Annotated in this window: 13 protein-coding genes, 1 tRNA gene and 1 pseudogene; 7 read left to right on the top strand and 8 right to left on the bottom strand. The window is 63.8% G+C overall.

Annotated elements, in window-relative coordinates:
• Positions 1-9: 9 nt before the first annotated feature.
• The 5 genes from trpE to fabI all read right to left on the bottom strand — a co-directional run bounded on the left by trpE (position 10) and on the right by fabI (position 6,082).
• Positions 10-1,518 carry an anthranilate synthase component I gene (gene trpE, locus ACMUJL_RS02385; RefSeq protein ID WP_375570711.1) on the bottom strand — a complete coding sequence of 503 codons (1,509 nt, stop codon included), beginning with the start codon at positions 1,516-1,518 and terminating at the stop codon, positions 10-12.
• A gap of 11 nt (positions 1,519-1,529) precedes the next feature.
• Positions 1,530-3,386, bottom strand: coding sequence for a peptidylprolyl isomerase (locus ACMUJL_RS02380; protein WP_375570713.1), 1,857 nt, complete (start codon positions 3,384-3,386; stop codon positions 1,530-1,532).
• 81 nt (positions 3,387-3,467) lie between these two features.
• Positions 3,468-4,643 carry an aminotransferase gene (locus ACMUJL_RS02375; protein ID WP_375570715.1) on the bottom strand — a complete coding sequence of 392 codons (1,176 nt, stop codon included), beginning with the start codon at positions 4,641-4,643 and terminating at the stop codon, positions 3,468-3,470.
• A gap of 84 nt (positions 4,644-4,727) precedes the next feature.
• Positions 4,728-5,231: a xanthine phosphoribosyltransferase gene (gene gpt / locus ACMUJL_RS02370; protein ID WP_068292632.1), complete on the bottom strand. Its 504-nt coding sequence runs from the start codon at positions 5,229-5,231 to the stop codon at positions 4,728-4,730.
• 26 nt (positions 5,232-5,257) lie between these two features.
• On the bottom strand, positions 5,258-6,082 hold the full coding sequence (gene fabI / locus ACMUJL_RS02365; RefSeq protein WP_375570717.1) for an enoyl-ACP reductase FabI: 825 nt from the start codon (positions 6,080-6,082) through the stop codon (positions 5,258-5,260).
• 229 nt (positions 6,083-6,311) lie between these two features.
• Between fabI and pdxH the strand changes: the two genes are divergently transcribed.
• The 4 genes from pdxH (at position 6,312) to ACMUJL_RS02345 (ending at position 8,209) form a co-directional block, all read left to right on the top strand.
• Positions 6,312-6,917 (top strand): pyridoxamine 5'-phosphate oxidase, encoded by a 606-nt coding sequence (pdxH, locus tag ACMUJL_RS02360; protein WP_068293078.1) that lies wholly within the window; start codon positions 6,312-6,314, stop codon positions 6,915-6,917.
• Positions 6,918-7,034: 117 nt separating this feature from the next.
• Positions 7,035-7,571 (top strand): cold-shock protein, encoded by a 537-nt coding sequence (locus ACMUJL_RS02355; RefSeq protein WP_375570720.1) that lies wholly within the window; start codon positions 7,035-7,037, stop codon positions 7,569-7,571.
• Positions 7,568-8,047, top strand: coding sequence for a DUF192 domain-containing protein (locus ACMUJL_RS02350; protein WP_375570722.1), 480 nt, complete (start codon positions 7,568-7,570; stop codon positions 8,045-8,047). The genes ACMUJL_RS02355 and ACMUJL_RS02350 overlap by 4 nt, the downstream gene beginning before the upstream one ends.
• An 85-nt stretch (positions 8,048-8,132) precedes the next feature.
• Positions 8,133-8,209 (top strand) — tRNA-Pro (locus tag ACMUJL_RS02345).
• A gap of 47 nt (positions 8,210-8,256) precedes the next feature.
• On the opposite strand, the gene ACMUJL_RS02340 is transcribed toward ACMUJL_RS02345, so the two are convergent.
• The gene (locus ACMUJL_RS02340) at positions 8,257-8,667 is read right to left on the bottom strand and encodes a hypothetical protein (RefSeq protein ID WP_138177061.1); all 411 of its coding nucleotides are present in this window, start codon (positions 8,665-8,667) and stop codon (positions 8,257-8,259) included.
• Between the two features lie 621 nt (positions 8,668-9,288).
• Between ACMUJL_RS02340 and ACMUJL_RS02335 the strand changes: the two are divergent.
• Positions 9,289-12,956: pseudogene (locus ACMUJL_RS02335) on the top strand (vitamin B12-dependent ribonucleotide reductase).
• 213 nt (positions 12,957-13,169) lie between these two features.
• On the top strand, positions 13,170-13,379 hold the full coding sequence (locus tag ACMUJL_RS02330; RefSeq protein WP_375570726.1) for a hypothetical protein: 210 nt from the start codon (positions 13,170-13,172) through the stop codon (positions 13,377-13,379).
• 155 nt (positions 13,380-13,534) lie between these two features.
• On the opposite strand, the gene ACMUJL_RS02325 is transcribed toward ACMUJL_RS02330, so the two are convergent.
• Positions 13,535-14,593 (bottom strand): ornithine cyclodeaminase, encoded by a 1,059-nt coding sequence (locus ACMUJL_RS02325; RefSeq protein WP_375570728.1) that lies wholly within the window; start codon positions 14,591-14,593, stop codon positions 13,535-13,537.
• Positions 14,594-14,641: 48 nt separating this feature from the next.
• Positions 14,642-15,571, bottom strand: a complete 930-nt coding sequence (rocF, locus tag ACMUJL_RS02320; RefSeq protein ID WP_375570730.1) for an arginase — start codon at positions 15,569-15,571, stop codon at positions 14,642-14,644.
• A gap of 113 nt (positions 15,572-15,684) precedes the next feature.
• Here rocF and ACMUJL_RS02315 point away from each other — a divergent pair, with 113 nt between their 5' ends.
• Positions 15,685-16,113, top strand: a complete 429-nt coding sequence (locus ACMUJL_RS02315) for an Lrp/AsnC family transcriptional regulator (RefSeq protein WP_068293076.1) — start codon at positions 15,685-15,687, stop codon at positions 16,111-16,113.
• Position 16,114 lies beyond the last annotated feature (1 nt).

The following is a 16,114-nucleotide window of genomic DNA, read 5'->3' as shown; positions in this document are numbered from 1 at the left end:
AGCGCCATGTCAGCTGTTGCCGCCCGAAAAGCGCGCCGCATCGGCCGCCGCGCGGCGGATCGCGTTCGATTTATGCACGGTTTCCTGGTATTCGGCCTCGGGGTCGCTGTCATAGACCACGCCGCCGCCGGCCTGGATGTACAGCTTGCGGTCCTGCACGATGGCGGTGCGCAGGGCGATGCACATGTCCATGTCGCCGCCCGCGCTGAAATAGCCGACGCCGCCCCCGTAGACACCGCGCTTTTCCGGCTCCAGTTCGTCGATGATCTGCATGGCGCGGACCTTGGGCGCGCCCGATACCGTGCCTGCCGGCATGCCTGCGAAAAAGGCGCTCAGCGCGTCCTGATCATCGGCAAGTTCGCCCACCACGTTCGACACGATATGCATCACATGGCTGTAACGCTCGATGATGAACTGTTCGGTCGGGCGGACGGTGCCGATCTTGGCCACGCGGCCCACATCGTTGCGGCCAAGATCCAGCAGCATCAGATGTTCGGCCAGTTCCTTCTTGTCGGCCAGCAGCTCGGCCTCGTAGGCGCGGTCCTGTTCGGGCGTGGCGCCACGTGGGCGCGTCCCGGCGATGGGGCGGATCGTGACCTCGCGACCAAAGACGCGCACCAGGATCTCGGGGCTGGCGCCGATCACCTGGAAGCCGCCGAAGTTGAAATAGAACATGAAGGGCGAAGGATTGGTCCGCCGCAGCGACCGGTAGAGCGTGAAGGGCGGCAGCGGAAAATCCTGCGTCCAGCGCTGCGAGGGCACGACCTGAAAGATATCGCCCGCGCGGATATAGTCCTTGGCCTTCTCGACCGCCGCCAGATAATCGGCATGCGCGAAATTCGACTGCGGCGGGGCGGCATCGCGTGCCTCGCCCATCTCTCGGGTGGCCTGCGGCAGGGCGCGGTCCAGATCGCGCAGCGCGTCCATCACCCGCTCGGCGGCCTGGGCATAGGCGGCGCGCGCCGACTGCCCCTCGCTGACCCATGCGGGCGAGACCACGGTGACGTCGCCCTTGACCCCGTCCAGAACCGCCACCACCGTCGGGCGCAGCATTACCGCATCGGGCAGGCCCAGCGGATCGGGGTTCACGTCGGGCAGGTGTTCGACCAGCCGGATCATGTCATAGCCCAGATAGCCGAAAAGCCCGGCGCTTGCGGCGGGCAGGTCTTCGGGCAGGTTGATCCGGCTTTCCGCGATCAGCGCCCGCAGGTTGTCCAGCGGATCACCCGGCTGATCCTCGAACGCGTCGGGATCGAAGCGGGCGTGCCGGTTCAGCCGGCTTTGCGCGCCACGACACTGCCATACGAGGTCCGGTTTCAACCCGATGATCGAATAACGCCCGCGCACCTCGCCGCCAGTCACGGATTCCAGCATGAAGGCATCCTTGGCCGCGCCCGACAGCTTGAGCATCAATGATACGGGCGTGTCGAGATCGGCGGCCAGCCGGGCATAGACAACCTGATTCTGTCCCGCTTGATAGGCGCGGGCGAAGGTCTCGAAATCGGGGGTCAGCTCCACGGGGCAGGTCCTTACTGGAAATTCGCGTGAACCGCGTTGATCGCCGCCTGGTCAAGCCTGACACCGGCCTGGGTCTGCAACTGCCCGACATAGGACTGGAACAGATCCTGCGCGAGGCCGCTGCGCCCGCTGTCCGACAGGCGCGCGCGCAGGGCTGCGACACCGGGATTGGCCTCATCCGCTGGCAGAACCTGATCCAGCCGCACGATCAGCACCGAGGGGCCGCGCCCTTCGTCCGGGCCGTCGATCACGGCCAGATCGCCGGGGGCCATCTGGAAGACCTGTGCCAGGAAACCGGGGGCCGTGCCGGGAATGAACTGATCGCGCGTGATGTCGACCTCTTCGGTGAAGGTCAGGCCAAGGGCGGCCAGATCCCCGACAGCGCCATAGTCGATCACCATCGCCTCGGCGCGGGCGCGCAGAAGGCGCGCGGTTTCGGCCCGCTGCCAGCCTGCAATGGCGGCATCGCGCACCTCGTCCAGCGCCAGCAGGCGCGGCGGCAGTTCCTCGTCCAGACGCATCGCGACAATGCCGCCATCATCCAGTTCGATCAGCGCGGGATAGTCGTCGATCTGCAGCGCCTGCGCCGCCGCGCGGAAGGCCGGATAGGCGGCAACGCCCGCATCCACCTGCGCCGACCAGTCAAGGGTCTGCATTTCCATGTCGGTGTCGCTGGCCAGCTCTTCCAGCGTGGCGCCACCGGCCAGCATGTCATCGATGCCGCTGGCCTGCGCCTCGATCACGCGGCGTGCGCGGTCGGGGGCGAGTTCGGCGGCCAGATCCGCGCGCACCTCTTCGAAGGACAGGCTTTGCGCGGCCAGAACGCCGTTGACCCGGAAGAGGGCGGGGCCTAGCGAGCTGGGCAGCGGGCCTGCGATACCGCCGACCTCGGCGGCAAAGACCGCCTCGCCCGCGCCACCCAGATCGGCCTGCGAGACATCGCCCAGATCGACGTCGGCCAGCGTCAGACCGCGGTCCGCCACCAGCGTTTCGAAATCCGTCTCGCCCGCGGCAAGGGCCGCCACGGCCGCCGCGGCCGCCGCGTCATTGGCAAAGGCCAGACGTTCCACCAGGCGGCGTTCGGGGGTGTTGTATTCTGCGCTGCGGGCCGCGTACTCGGCGCGCAGGGAGTCTTCGTCCACGGTGACCTGATCAAGGATCATGTCGGGCGTCAGGGCAACAAGGGTGATGCGCTTGGCCGCAGGGGTGGTGAAGAGGGCGGGGTTCGCCTCGTACCAGGCGGTCAGCTGCGCATCATCGGGCAGGCCGACCGGCTCTGCCAGTTGCGATGCATCGACCACCGCCCAAGCGAATTTGCGCCGCTCGCCGGCATAGGCGATCAGCGTGTCCACATAGGTCCGGGGCATCACGGCGCTTTGCACCATCGCGCCCTGCAGCAGGCTGCGCGCGGTTTCGCGGCGCAGCTGCTCTTCGAAACGCGCCTCGGTCAGGCCGTTCTGCTGTAGCGTGAAGCGATAGGCCTCGCGGTCGAAGGCGCCGTTCACCGACTGGAACGAGGGTATCCCAAGGATCTGTTCGGCCACGACCTCGTCGCCGACGGACAGGCCCAGGCGCGCGGCCTCGTTGTCAAGTGCGGCCGCCGTGACCAGCTGCGCCAGCACGTTGCGATCCAGACCGAAGGTCTGCGCATCGGCAAAGCCCAGCGGCTGGCGCGTCTGCGCCTCGATCGCACGGATCTCCTGCTGCAGCGCACGGGCATATTCGTCGATGTCGATCTCCTGATCGCCGACCGACCCGATCGAGCGGACCGAACCCGACAGGTTGACCGCGCCAAATCCGGCAAGGCCTACGATGAGCAGGGCCAGAAGGATCCAGACCAGTGTTTTCGAGATACCGCCGCGTGCCATGAAGCGCCTCTTTCCGGGTGTTTTTCAAAGTTGGAACTGTCTACGCGCTGCGCGACTGCGGGGCAAGGCCGGATCGGGCGATCAGGCCTCGAGCCCGGCCAGTCGGTCAAAGAGAACCCCGATGCCAGCACTGTCGACATTGGCGAAGGCGATGCGCAGGTGCCGCGCGCCATCCGCGTCGCCTGCGGGCATGAACATCGTGCCGGGCAGGGCCAGAACGCCCGCATCTCGGACCATGCGCTGCGCCAGCCTGTCGGAAGGTTCGTCGAACGGATGGGCGACATAGGCGAAATAGGCGCCGACCCCGCGCAGATCCCATCCCTTTGCGGCCAGCCGGGGAAACCCCGCCTCGATCGCCGCGCGGCGCGCCAGGATCTCGTCCCGCTCGCCCGCCAGCCATTGATCCAGGTTCCGCATCCCCCAGAGCGCCGCGATCTGGCCCAGCTGGTTGGGGCAGATGGTGACGGTATCAAGGAACTTTTCGACCTCGGCCAGCCGGGCAGGGCTTGCCAGCATCGCGCCGACCCTGTGCCCGGTCAGCCGGTAGGCCTTGGAGAAGGAATAAAGCTGGATCAGCGTGTCGTCCCAGTCGGGATCGGTGAAAAGATCATGCGCAGGTCCGCTGATCGAATGGAAATCGCGATAGGTCTCGTCCACGATCAGCGCGATGCCGTGCCGGCGCACCAGATCGGCGAAGGCGCGGATCAGATCCGCGGGATATTCGACGCCCGCGGGATTGTTGGGGCTGACAAGGGTGATCGCGCGGGTGCGCGGGGTGATCAGCGCCGCCGCCTGTTCGGGATCGGGCAGCATGCCCGCGCCGGTCGGCAATGGCACAGCCTGCACCCCGGCCATGTCGAGCCACATTTTATGATTGAAATACCAAGGCGTTGGAAGGATGACTTCATCCCCTTCGGTGGTCAGGGCCATCGTTGCCGCGTTGAAGGCCTGGTTGCAGCCCGAGGTGATGGCGACCTGCGCAGGCGTGACGGCACCGCCGTAAAGCCGCGCCGTTCGCGCCGCCACCTCGGCGCGCAATTCGGGCGCGCCCAGGACGGGGCCATAAAGATGCGCCTGCGCCGTGTGCAGCGCCGCTTCGGCCAGCGCCTCGCGCAGGGGCAGCGGGGGCAGATCGACCGGGGCCGCCTGGCTGACGTTGATCAGCGGTCGCGCGGCCGGGAAATCCACCCCGTCCAGCCAGCGCCGCGCCTCCATCACCGGGGGCGCGAATGTTGATGCGGTGCGGGGCAGGGCCATGGGATTTTTCCTTTGGCGCCGCGCGGATGGCAAGCGCGGAATTGGATATTTGAGGCAAGAAGAAACAGGGCGCGCCCGGCGGCTTCAGTCGCGGCCGCGATAGGGTTCCACATATTGCAGCGCCATGTCCCAGGGAAAGAAGATCCAGGTGTCCTGGCTGACCTCGGTGATGAATGTATCGACCTGCGGCCGGCCCTTTGGCTTGGCATAGACGGTGGCGAAATGCGCGTTGGGATACATCTTGCGCACAATCTCGAGCGTCTTGCCGCTGTCGACCAGGTCATCGACGATCAGGATCCCGGTCCCGTCGCCCATCAGCTCGGCATCGGGCGCCTTGAGGACGCGCGCCTCGGACTGGGTCTGGTGATCGTAGGACTTGATCGAGATCGTGTCGACGGTACGAATGTCCAGCTCGCGGCTGACGATCATCGCTGGGGCCATGCCGCCGCGCGTGATGGCCACGACCGCGCGCCATGCGCCATTGTCTGGGCCGTAGCCCTGCAAGCGCCAGGCCAGCGCGCGGCTGTCACGGTGGATCTGGTCCCAGCTGATGTGGAAGCCTTTTTCATGGGGCAGGCGGTCGGTCATCGCATCACTCCTTCATGCGGCAGGGATCAGGCGTCCTTGCGGCCTGTCACGGCATCGATATCGGGGGCGTCAACGGCCTTCATGCCGACGACATGATAACCTGCATCGACATGCAATGTCTCGCCCGTCACGCCCGATCCCAGATCGGACAGCAGATAGAGCGCGGATTTGCCCACATCCTCGATCGTCACGTTGCGGCGCAGCGGCGAGTTCAGCTCGTTCCATTTCAGGATATAGCGGAAATCGCCGATGCCGCTGGCAGCCAGCGTCTTGATCGGTCCGGCGGAAATGGCGTTCACGCGGATGCCGTCCTTGCCCAGATCCTCGGCCATGTACTTGACCGAGGCTTCCAGCGCGGCCTTGGCCACGCCCATCACGTTGTAATGCGGCATCACCTGTTCCGCGCCGTAATAGGTCAGCGTCAGCGCGCTGCCGCCCTCGGACATCAGCTTTTCGGCGCGCTGCATCACGGCGGTGAAGCTGTAGCAGCTTACATCCATCGTCATCAGGAAGTTGTTGCGGCTGGTATCCACGTAGCGTCCGCGCAATTCGTTCTTGTCGGAAAAACCGATGGCATGGACCAGAAAGTCCAGCTTGCCCCAGGTCTTTTCGATCTCGGCGAAGGCGGCATCGACCGATGCCATGTCGGACACGTCGCAATCGATCAGCGTTGTCACCCCGATGCTTTCGGCCAGCGGGGCCACGCGCTTGCGGAACGCCTCGCCCATGTAGCTGAAGGCCAGTTCCGCGCCCGCATCGGCACAGGCCTTGGCAATGCCCCAGGCGATGGACTTGTCATTCGCAAGCCCCATGATGAGGCCACGCTTCCCGGCCATGAGAGTATTTGACATTGCTTTGTTTCCGCCCATGTTTGATGTTGTCTTTCCTTTAGGGGATTGGCGTTGCTGCATCAAGTGCAGCCGGGCCGTTGCCGGTGGAGCCGGGTCTGCGGGTGACGCCCGCGCGTGGCTGTTTTTTCGTTCGAGTGAAACTTCTGTCTCTTTAGATACGTTTTCCCTTGCTGGACGGGAGAGCCTCGGCATGACAAATCTGTCCGAATGGTAAAGAAAGTGAATCATGATGAGTGACCGTACCGGTATTTTCGCAGGCGACGATCCTTTTGCGATCGCGCGGTCCTGGCTGGCCGAGGCCGAGCAAAGCGAAATCAACGATCCCAACGCGATCGCCCTGTCGACCGTCGATGCCACGGGCCTGCCCAATGCACGCATGGTCCTGCTCAAGGAGATCGAGGCGAACGCATTCGTGTTCTACACCAACTATGAAAGCGCCAAGGCGCGCGAGCTGGACAGTGCAGGCAAGGCGGCCTTCGTCATGCATTGGAAATCCCTGCGGCGGCAGATCCGCGTGCGCGGCCATGTCAGCAAGGAAGAAGGCCCGCAGGCCGACGCCTACTACAAGTCGCGCTCTCTCAAGAGCCGCCTTGGTGCATGGGCGTCGCGACAGTCGCGCCCGCTGTCCTCGCGCACCGCGCTGATGGCCGAGGTCGCCAAGATCACGGCGCTGAAAGGCACCAATCCCGACCGGCCGCCGTTCTGGGGTGGCTACCGGATCGACCCGGTCGAGATCGAGTTCTGGGCCGATGGTGATTTCCGCTTGCACGACAGGTTCGTCTGGCGCCGGGTTCCGGGGCAGGATGGCTGGTCCGTCGAGCGGTTAAATCCGTGACATTCACGCGACGTGAATGACAAGTCTATCGGATGAATAGTTTTTATGTCTTGAATGAGTCCCGGTGAATACGCCATGAACAAGTCTGAGACCGTACAATGAATTGTGGGTGATGAAGTGACACATGATGTGACAGCGACCCGCAGAGTGGTTGGATCGGTTAAATGGTTTGATCCCGTAAAAGGGTTCGGTTTTGTGATTTCCGACGGGGGTGGCCCCGACATTCTGCTACATGCCAATGTTCTGCGGAACTTTGGCCAAAGCTCCGTTGCCGATGGGGCGCGGATCGAAATCGATGTGCAGGACACCGAACGTGGTGTACAAGCCGTCGAAGTCTTCAAGATCGAACCGCCTGCCGGGGTCGAAGCGGCCATGCTGGCCGACTTCGAGGATATCGACCCCGAAGTGATGCGCGCGGCCCCGCTGGAGCCGTCCCGCGTGAAGTGGTTCGACAAGGCCAAGGGTTTCGGTTTCGCGAACGTGTTCGGGCGCCACGAGGATGTGTTCATCCATATCGAGGTGCTGCGCAGGTCCGGCCTTGCCGATCTGCAGCCCGGCGAGGCCGTGTGCCTGCGGGTGATCGAAGGCAAGCGTGGTCGCATGGCCACCGAGGTCTGCGCCTGGGAGGCGGCCGTCAAGGCCCGTCAGGCATGATCCGTCGCGCGCTGCGTATCCTGACATTGATATGTGGCGCGACCCTGGCGCAGGCGGCCCATGCAGATCCTGCTTGCCGCGCCGATACCGTGCAGCTGCGCGGTGACTGGGGGCAGGCCCGATTTACCGTGGAAGTCGCCGATACCCCCGAGACGCGCAGCCGGGGCCTGATGTTCCGCGAAAGCATGCCCAGAAGCGCGGGCATGCTCTTTGTTTATGACGCGCCGCAGCGCGCGACATTCTGGATGCGCAACACGCTGATTTCCCTCGACATGATTTTCACGGACCAACGCGGTGTGGTGCAGCATGTGCATTACGAGGCGATCCCGGGCGACGAGACGGTCATCGACGGGGGGCGCGGCATCCTGACGGTGCTGGAGATCAACGGCGGGCTGGCGCGCGCCATGGGAATCGTGCCGGGCAGCCAGATGCGGCACCCGGCCTTTTCCAGCGACACGGCCGCCTGGCCCTGCTGAGGCGCAGTAGCGGGCCCCTGGCTTGATTTTGCGGATGATAGGGGCTTTTCAAATCCGGCCGCGCGGTTTAGATGCAGGATCGGTTCGGGGCGTAGCGCAGTCTGGTAGCGCATCTGTTTTGGGAACAGAGGGTCGGGAGTTCGAATCTCTCCGCCCCGACCATATTATCGCAAGCGGCACGTGATCAGCACCCTCCGGGGCGGGTCATGTCACATCGCGGTGCCGCCCAGACGCTCCATCAGTTCCAGGACCTTCCCGTCCATCCGCGCGTCCGGATAGACCACGTGCAGCGTGCCGCCGCTGGCCTGCGGCACATCGAGGAAACTCGCTGCGCTCAGGACATGTCGAGTCTGGCCATCCTGGTTCACCGGCGCGCTGCTCAGGCGGATCACGCTTTCGGGCAACCGGTCGAGCGTGCCGCCATAGCGCAGGATCGCGCCTGCCGTGGCCTCGGGCGGCATCAGCATCCGGCATTCCACGACGTTCGCTGCCGGGCGCAGCACACGCTCGGCCGGACCGTCGCAGGTCGCGGCAAGCGCCTCGAGAAAACCGTTGGGAGGTTGTGCAAAGCTGGCGCGCAGTGTCGGCAGGGGGCTGTCGGTTGCGCGCGGCGGTGTCATCGGGGCGGCGCAGCCTGCGACACAACCCGCGCATATGGCGGCGGCAAGGGCCTGCGACCCGAGGAAAAAAATCGCTCTTTTTGCTTCATGTTGTGGTTGCCCGTGTCCTTTGCGCATCATCTGGCGGTTTGCCTGTTCCAACGGCACGTGGCCTGCAGGACTGGAACGGACTGAACCCTCTGCGTGAGAGGTGGTGGGTAAACGGTCCGAAATCAACGGGTTTCGATGCATATCCACAAAGCTGTCCCCAGTGATGTCCCAAGGCCCTGTCCCGCGGTCCGGCGGGCGCAACTCGGTTAAATGCGGGTCAAGCGTATTTTGTGCCCGTCAAAGCTAAATTCTTCGTTGACGATATAGCTCGATATACGTCAGATTGTGTGAGCCGAGAGAGTAACCCACTAGATGTTGTGTGCATAAGGCGGGTCACGGCGAGGGACAAAAACAATAACCAGATCGGGCGGGGCCTTGATCCTTCGGGGGTCGGGTCCGACAGATCCGAAGCGTAGGCCACACTGGAAGCAGTGCGGACGCTGGGTGTGCTTTGCCTTCGACCTCTGTCGGTTTCGCGGTGTCGCGCATGAACGCGGGATCGAAAATGCAGGTTGATATACGGGGCGAGCCATGAAAATCGAGAGAAAATTCACCAAAGCCGGACAGGATGCCTATGCGGAACTGGAGTTCCGCAAGACGGCTTCGGAAATCCGCAACCCCGATGGAACTGTCGTTTTCCGCCTGGACGAGGTCGAGGTTCCGGAAAGCTGGTCGCAGGTTGCATCGGACGTCATCGCGCAGAAGTATTTCCGCAAGGCCGGCATCCCGGTGAAACTCAAGAAGGTCGCCGAAGAAGGCGTGCCGGAATTCCTGTGGCGTTCGGTGCCCGCAACCGACAAGACCGAGAAGACCGGCGAAACCTCGTCCAAGCAGGTGTTCGACCGTCTGGCCGGCGCCTGGGCCTATTGGGGCTGGAAGGGCGGCTATTTCTCGACCGAGGAAGACGCGCGCGCCTATTTCGACGAGATGCGCTTCATGCTGGCGACCCAGCGCGCCGCGCCCAACAGCCCGCAGTGGTTCAACACCGGTCTGCATTGGGCCTACGGCATCGATGGCCCGTCCAGGGGCATTACTATGTCGATTACCAGACCATGGAGCTGACCAAGTCGACCAGCGCCTATGAGCACCCGCAGCCCCATGCCTGCTTTATCCAGTCGGTCAAGGATGACCTGGTGGGTGATGGCGGCATCATGGATCTGTGGGTCCGCGAGGCGCGCCTGTTCAAATACGGCTCGGGCACCGGCACCAACTTCTCGTCCCTGCGCGCCGATGGCGAGCGCCTGTCGGGCGGCGGCAAATCCTCGGGCCTGATGGGCTTTCTCAAGATCGGTGACCGCGCAGCGGGCGCCATCAAGTCGGGCGGCACCACGCGCCGCGCGGCCAAGATGGTCATCGTCGACGCCGATCACCCCGATATCCAGGAATACATCAACTGGAAGGTGAAAGAGGAACAGAAGGTCGCCAGCATCGTCGCCGGCTCGAAGATGCACGAGCAGAAGCTGAACGCGATCTTCGCCGCGATCAAGGCCTGGGACGGCAGCACCGAGGATTCGGTTGATCCCGCCAAGAACCCGCAACTGAAGGACGCGATCCGCGGCGCAAAAAAGGTGATGATCCCCGAGACTTACGTCAAGCGCGTGCTGGATTACGCCAAGCAGGGCTATGGCTCGATCGAATTCCCGACCTATGACACCGACTGGGATTCGGAAGCCTATGCATCGGTCTCTGGCCAGAACTCGAACAACTCGGTCCGCGTCACCGATGCCTTCCTGAAGGCGGTCGAGAACGATGACGATTGGGAGCTGATCCGCCGGACCGACGGGTCGGTCGCCAAGACGATCAAGGCGCGCGATCTGTGGGAAGATATCGGGCACGCCGCATGGGCCTGCGCCGATCCGGGCATCCAGTACCACGACACCGTCAACGATTGGCACACCTGCCCCGAGGACGGTCAGATCCGTGGCTCGAACCCTTGCTCGGAATACATGTTCCTGGACGACACGGCCTGCAACCTTGCGTCGATGAACCTGCTGACCTTCTACAAGGACGGCCAGTTCCAGGTTGAAGACTACATGCACGCCACCCGCCTGTGGACCGTGACCCTGGAAATCAGCGTGATGATGGCGCAGTTCCCATCCAAGGAAATTGCGCAGCTGTCCTACGAGTTCCGCACGCTGGGTCTGGGCTATGCCAACATCGGCGGCCTGCTGATGAACATGGGTCTTGGCTATGACAGCGACGAGGGCCGGGCGATGGGCGCTGCCCTGACCGCCATCATGACCGGCGTTGCCTATGCGACCTCGGCTGAAATGGCGGGTGAACTGGGCGCATTCGACGGCTACGCCCGCAACAAGCAGCACATGCTGCGCGTCATCCGCAACCACCGCAACGCCGCTTACGGCGCCACCGATGGTTACGAGGCGCTGGCCACCAAGCCGGTTCCGCTGGATCACGCCAACTGCCCCGATCCGCGTCTGGTCGATATCGCCATGTCCTCCTGGGACGAGGCGCTGCGCCTGGGTGAACAGCACGGCTATCGCAACGCCCAGACTTCGGTGATCGCGCCGACCGGCACAATCGGCCTGGTGATGGATTGCGACACCACCGGGATCGAGCCCGACTTCGCCCTGGTGAAGTTCAAGAAGCTGGCCGGTGGCGGTTACTTCAAGATCATCAACCATTCGGTTCCCGCCGCCCTGGAAAAGCTGGGTTATGGCTCGGCCCAGATCGAAGAGATCGTATCCTATGCCGTCGGTCACGGCAGCATCGGCAACGCACCCGGCATCAACACCACCAGCCTGATCGGCCACGGCTTCGGCCCGCGCGAGATCGAAAAGGTGGAAGCTGCGCTGGGATCGGCCTTCGATATCCGCTTCGTCTTCAACCAGTGGACCCTGGGGACAGAGTTCTGCCAGAACGTGCTGGGCATCCCGGCCGAAAAACTGAACGATCCCACCTTCGACCTGCTGCGCCACCTCGGTTACAGCAAGGCCGATGTCGAGGCGGCGAACGATCATGTCTGCGGCACCATGACCCTTGAAGGTGCGCCGCATCTTGATCCCAAGCACTACCATGTCTTCGATTGCGCCAACCCCTGCGGCAAGAAGGGCAAGCGTTACCTGAGCGTGAACAGCCATATCTACATGATGGCGGCGGCACAGTCCTTCATCTCGGGTGCGATCTCGAAGACGATCAACATGCCCAATGATGCGACCATCGAGGATTGCCAGAAAGCCTATGAACTCAGCTGGAAGCTGGGGGTGAAGGCCAACGCGCTCTATCGTGACGGCTCCAAGCTCAGCCAGCCGCTGGCATCGGCCCTGGTCGAGGATGATGACGAGGCGCTGGAGATCCTGGAAACCGGATCGGCCCAGGAAAAGGCCGCCGTCATCGCCGAGAAGATCGTCGAGAAGGTGATCATCAAGGAAATCGCCCGTGGCCGCGAAAAGCTGCCCGAGCGGCGCAAGGGTTACACCCAGAAGGCAATTGTCGGCGGTCACAAGGTCTATCTGCGCACCGGCGAATATGCCGATGGACAGCTGGGCGAGATCTTCATCGACATGCACAAGGAAGGTGCGGGTTTCCGCGCGATGATGAACAACTTCGCCATCGCCGTGTCCGTGGGTCTTCAGTATGGCGTGCCGCTGGAGGAGTTCGTGGATGCCTTCACCTTCACCAAGTTCGAACCGGCTGGCCTGGTGCAGGGCAACGACTCGATCAAGAACGCGACCTCGATCCTGGATTACATCTTCCGGGAACTGGCCGTGTCCTACCTGGATCGCACCGATCTGGCCCATGTGAAACCGCAGGGCGCCAGCTTCGACGACCTGGGCCGTGGCGAGGAAGAGGGCGTGTCCAACGTGTCCGAGATTTCGGAAACCGCGGCCTCGCGCAGCCTTGAGGTGCTCAAGCAGATCAGCTCGACCGGCTATCTGCGCAAGCGTCTGCCGCAGGAACTGGTGGTGTTCCAGGGCGGGCAGGGCGAATTCGCCCGCACCGGCACCGACCCGGTGGCGGCGCTGCAGACCCTGGTGCCCGAAACCAGCATCCGCGCGTCGGCCAGCGTGACGACGACCACGGCCATGGCCAGTGGCACCGTCACCATGGACGCCCGCACCAAGGCCAAGATGCAGGGCTACGAGGGCGAGGCCTGCGGCGATTGCGGCAACTACACGCTGGTGCGCAACGGCACCTGCATGAAGTGCAACACCTGCGGCGCAACAAGCGGCTGTAGCTGAGGAAGATTGGGGTTGGGGGCAGATGTTGGCGCATCTGCCCCCGGCTCTCCCGCAATAGCCTAGAACGCTGCGGGATAAGCTAGTTCGGCTCTTCCGAGTCGATACGTGAACGTAGGACATAGACGAACTTAGTGATCAATAGCGTTCTGAGTAACTCACAGGTTTGCCACCAACAAATGCTCGCAGCCTGTGGATGGTTTAAGGAGCCAGAGTATGGCGAAGAAGAACATTACTGTGACTCGTGAAACTGCGTCTGGATTGAATACGCATTTTCATGTCCCTGGTCGTGGCGAAGTAACCAGAGGGCAACTTGCCCGTGAGGTCGCTGCGGGAAAGCATCCAGGATATTACACGCGTGACGTGAACGGTCGGAAGATCGTTGCTTCAAACCCGGACAGTTCCGAAAGGAATAATCTGGGATAAATTAACAGAACACGGGGCAGGTGCGCTTGCCCCGCGCGGGTCGGGACGCAGGCGAAACGTTCCGAGCGGTTAACATAGAGAGCTCGATCCGTGAGACTGGAGGGATGCTTGCATCCCTCCTTTTCCTTTTCAGGCAAGGGCTTGGGTGGCGTTCCTCATGCGGCCTTGCCGGGGGCCGCGCGCGTCAGCATCCCGAACAGGTCGCGTGGATCGTCGGGATCGGCCAGCAGGTCCAGCGGCTGAAAGTAGGGCGTGCCGTCGATCTGGTCGCGGATATAGCGCAGGGCGCTGAAATCCTCGATCGCGAAGCCCACGCTGTCGAACAGCGTGATCTGGCGCGCGTCGCGGCGTCCCTCTGCCTGCCCGGTGATGACCTGCCACAGCTCTGTCACCGGATGGTCCGGGGCAAGCTGCTGGATCTCGCCCTCGATCCGCGTCTGTTCGGGATATTCCACGAAGATCGCCGCACGGTGCAGAATGTCCGGATGCAGTTCCGTCTTGCCGGGGCAGTCGCCGCCGATCGCGTTGATATGCACGCCCGCGCCGACCATGTTGTCGGTCAGGATCGTGGCATATTGCTTGTCCGCCGTGCAGGTCGTGATGATCTGCGCACCCTCTATCGCTGCCTCCGGCGTGGCGCAGGCGGTCACCTGAAGGCCTGATCCCGCCAGATTGCGCAGGGCCTTGGCGGTGGCGGCGGGGTCGATGTCATGAAGCCGCACATGGGTGATGCCGCAAATCGCCTGCATCGCCAGGCACTGGAATTCCGACTGTGCGCCATTGCCGATCATCGCCATGGTCTTGGCCCCCGCAGGCGCAAGGTGCCGTGCCGCCATGGCTGATGTGGCGGCGGTGCGGATCGCGGTCAGCAGCGTCATCTCGGACACCAGCACCGGATAGCCGTTGTCGACCCGCGCCAGCATCCCGAAGGCGGTCACGGTCTGCAGGCCGGTCCGCATGTTGCCGGGATGGCCGTTCACGTATTTGAACCCGTAGAGATCGCCGTCCGAGGTGGGCATGAGCTCGATCACCCCCACGTCTGAATGGCTGGCCACGCGTGGCGTCTTGTCGAAATGCGGCCAGCGCCGGAAGTCATCCTCGATGCAGTCTGCCAATTCGCGCAGCACGCGGGGCAGGCCGATGTGATGCACAAGGCCCATCATGTGATCGACCGAGACGAAAGGGACCAGCGCCTTGTCGGATGGGGTCTGCATGGGGTGCTCCTGTAGGGTTGAGTTTCTGAGGACACTGACGCAGCGGGATCAGCCGTAAGCCCGTGTCGGACGGTCAAAGACGCGCCGACCAAGGGCCGAGGCCGCCAGGTCGACCATCAGCTGCGCCGTGCGCCCGCGATTGTCGAGAAAGGGGTTCAGCTCGACAAGGTCCAGCGACGTCATGAGTTCGCTGTCATGCAGCATTTCCATGACCAGATGCGCCTCGCGCACCGTGGCGCCGCCCGGCACCGTGGTCACCACGCCGGGGGCGGCGGCGGGGTCGATGAAATCCACGTCCAGCGAGACATGCAGCGCGCCACCGGCGGCGGCGACCCGGTCAAGGAAGACGCCCAGCGGTAGGGCGATGCCGGTCTCGTCGATCTCGCGCATGTCGTGGCGGTGGATCGCGCTGTCCTGCAGGGCGGCGCGTTCCGCCGGATCGACCGAGCGCAGCCCGATGATGCAGATGTTTTCCTGCGGGATCGGGGCGGCCAGCGGGGGAAACCCGTCAAACCCGTCGCGCCCCGTCACATAGGCCAGCGGTGTGCCGTGCAGATGCCCCGAGGTGCTGCTGTGCGGGGTGTGATAATCGCTATGCGCATCCAGCCAGAGCACGAATTGCGGCCGGCCCTGTGCCTGCGCATGCGCCGCGACACCGGCCACGCTGCCCAAGGACAGGCTGTGATCGCCCCCCATGAAGATCGGCAGGCCTTGCCCCATCGCGGCTTGCGCCGCGGCCGACAGTGATTGCGTCCAGCCGATGGTCTCGGCCAGCGCATGCAGATGCGGCAGGGCATCGGCGGGGGCTGTGACGGGGGCAGGGGTCAGGTTGCCGCGGTCGGTAACCCGGTGGCCAAGGTCGGCCAGCGCCTCGGCCAGCCCGGCGGTGCGATAGGCATCCGGGCCCATCAGGCAACCACGGCTGCGCTTGCCACTGTCCACGGGGCAGCCGATCAGGATGATCTCTTGGGGTGTCATGGGGGCCTCCTGCGTTGTTTTCAGGGGTATCATGCCATTTCGGGATGGAATGAACCCAGCAAAATGATCAATATGGGCCAAGGTTTACCGAAATGGACGAAGGATACGCCAAAATGGATGATACCGATCAGGCGTTGATCCGCGCCTTGCGCCACGATGCCCGCGCCTCGTTGTCGGCGCTGTCGGATCAGCTGGGCGTATCGCGCACGACGGTGCGGGCGCGGATGGAACGGCTGCAGCGGCAGGGTGACATCATCGGATTCAGCGTGGTGCTGAAGGGCGATGTCGCGCAGGATCCGGTCCGCGGCCTGATGATGATCGCCGTGGAAGGGCGCGGCGCGGACCGCATCCAGCGCCAGCTGACCGGCCTGCCGGATGTGCGCGCCGTCCATAACACGAATGGCCGCTGGGACATGATCATCGAGATCGGGACGGCCACGCTGGAGGATCTGGACCGCGCCCTGGCCGCGATACGGCGTCTTGAGGGGGTCGTCAGTTCCGAGACGAACCTGCTGCTGAGCACCCGCAAGTCGGGGCGTTGAC

Source organism: Seohaeicola sp. (assembly GCF_048006315.1).
In the GTDB taxonomy this organism is placed as follows: domain Bacteria; phylum Pseudomonadota; class Alphaproteobacteria; order Rhodobacterales; family Rhodobacteraceae; genus Seohaeicola.
This window is presented reverse-complemented; position numbering and strand designations above follow the sequence as displayed.

Bases quoted from the DNA above. Each gene is read 5' to 3' on its own strand.
- ACMUJL_RS02315 (WP_068293076.1), top strand. From the start codon at position 15,685: ATGGATGATACCGATCAGGCGTTGATCCGCGCCTTGCGCCACGATGCC.
- pdxH (WP_068293078.1), top strand. From the start codon at position 6,312: ATGAGTGACCGTACCGGTATTTTCGCAGGCGACGATCCTTTTGCGATC.
- rocF (WP_375570730.1), bottom strand. From the start codon at position 15,571: ATGACACCCCAAGAGATCATCCTGATCGGCTGCCCCGTGGACAGTGGC.
- ACMUJL_RS02330 (WP_375570726.1), top strand. From the start codon at position 13,170: ATGGCGAAGAAGAACATTACTGTGACTCGTGAAACTGCGTCTGGATTG.
- ACMUJL_RS02325 (WP_375570728.1), bottom strand. From the start codon at position 14,593: ATGCAGACCCCATCCGACAAGGCGCTGGTCCCTTTCGTCTCGGTCGAT.
- ACMUJL_RS02380 (WP_375570713.1), bottom strand. From the start codon at position 3,386: ATGGCACGCGGCGGTATCTCGAAAACACTGGTCTGGATCCTTCTGGCC.
- ACMUJL_RS02350 (WP_375570722.1), top strand. From the start codon at position 7,568: ATGATCCGTCGCGCGCTGCGTATCCTGACATTGATATGTGGCGCGACC.
- ACMUJL_RS02340 (WP_138177061.1), bottom strand. From the start codon at position 8,667: ATGACACCGCCGCGCGCAACCGACAGCCCCCTGCCGACACTGCGCGCC.
- fabI (WP_375570717.1), bottom strand. From the start codon at position 6,082: ATGTCAAATACTCTCATGGCCGGGAAGCGTGGCCTCATCATGGGGCTT.
- ACMUJL_RS02375 (WP_375570715.1), bottom strand. From the start codon at position 4,643: ATGGCCCTGCCCCGCACCGCATCAACATTCGCGCCCCCGGTGATGGAG.
- gpt (WP_068292632.1), bottom strand. From the start codon at position 5,231: ATGACCGACCGCCTGCCCCATGAAAAAGGCTTCCACATCAGCTGGGAC.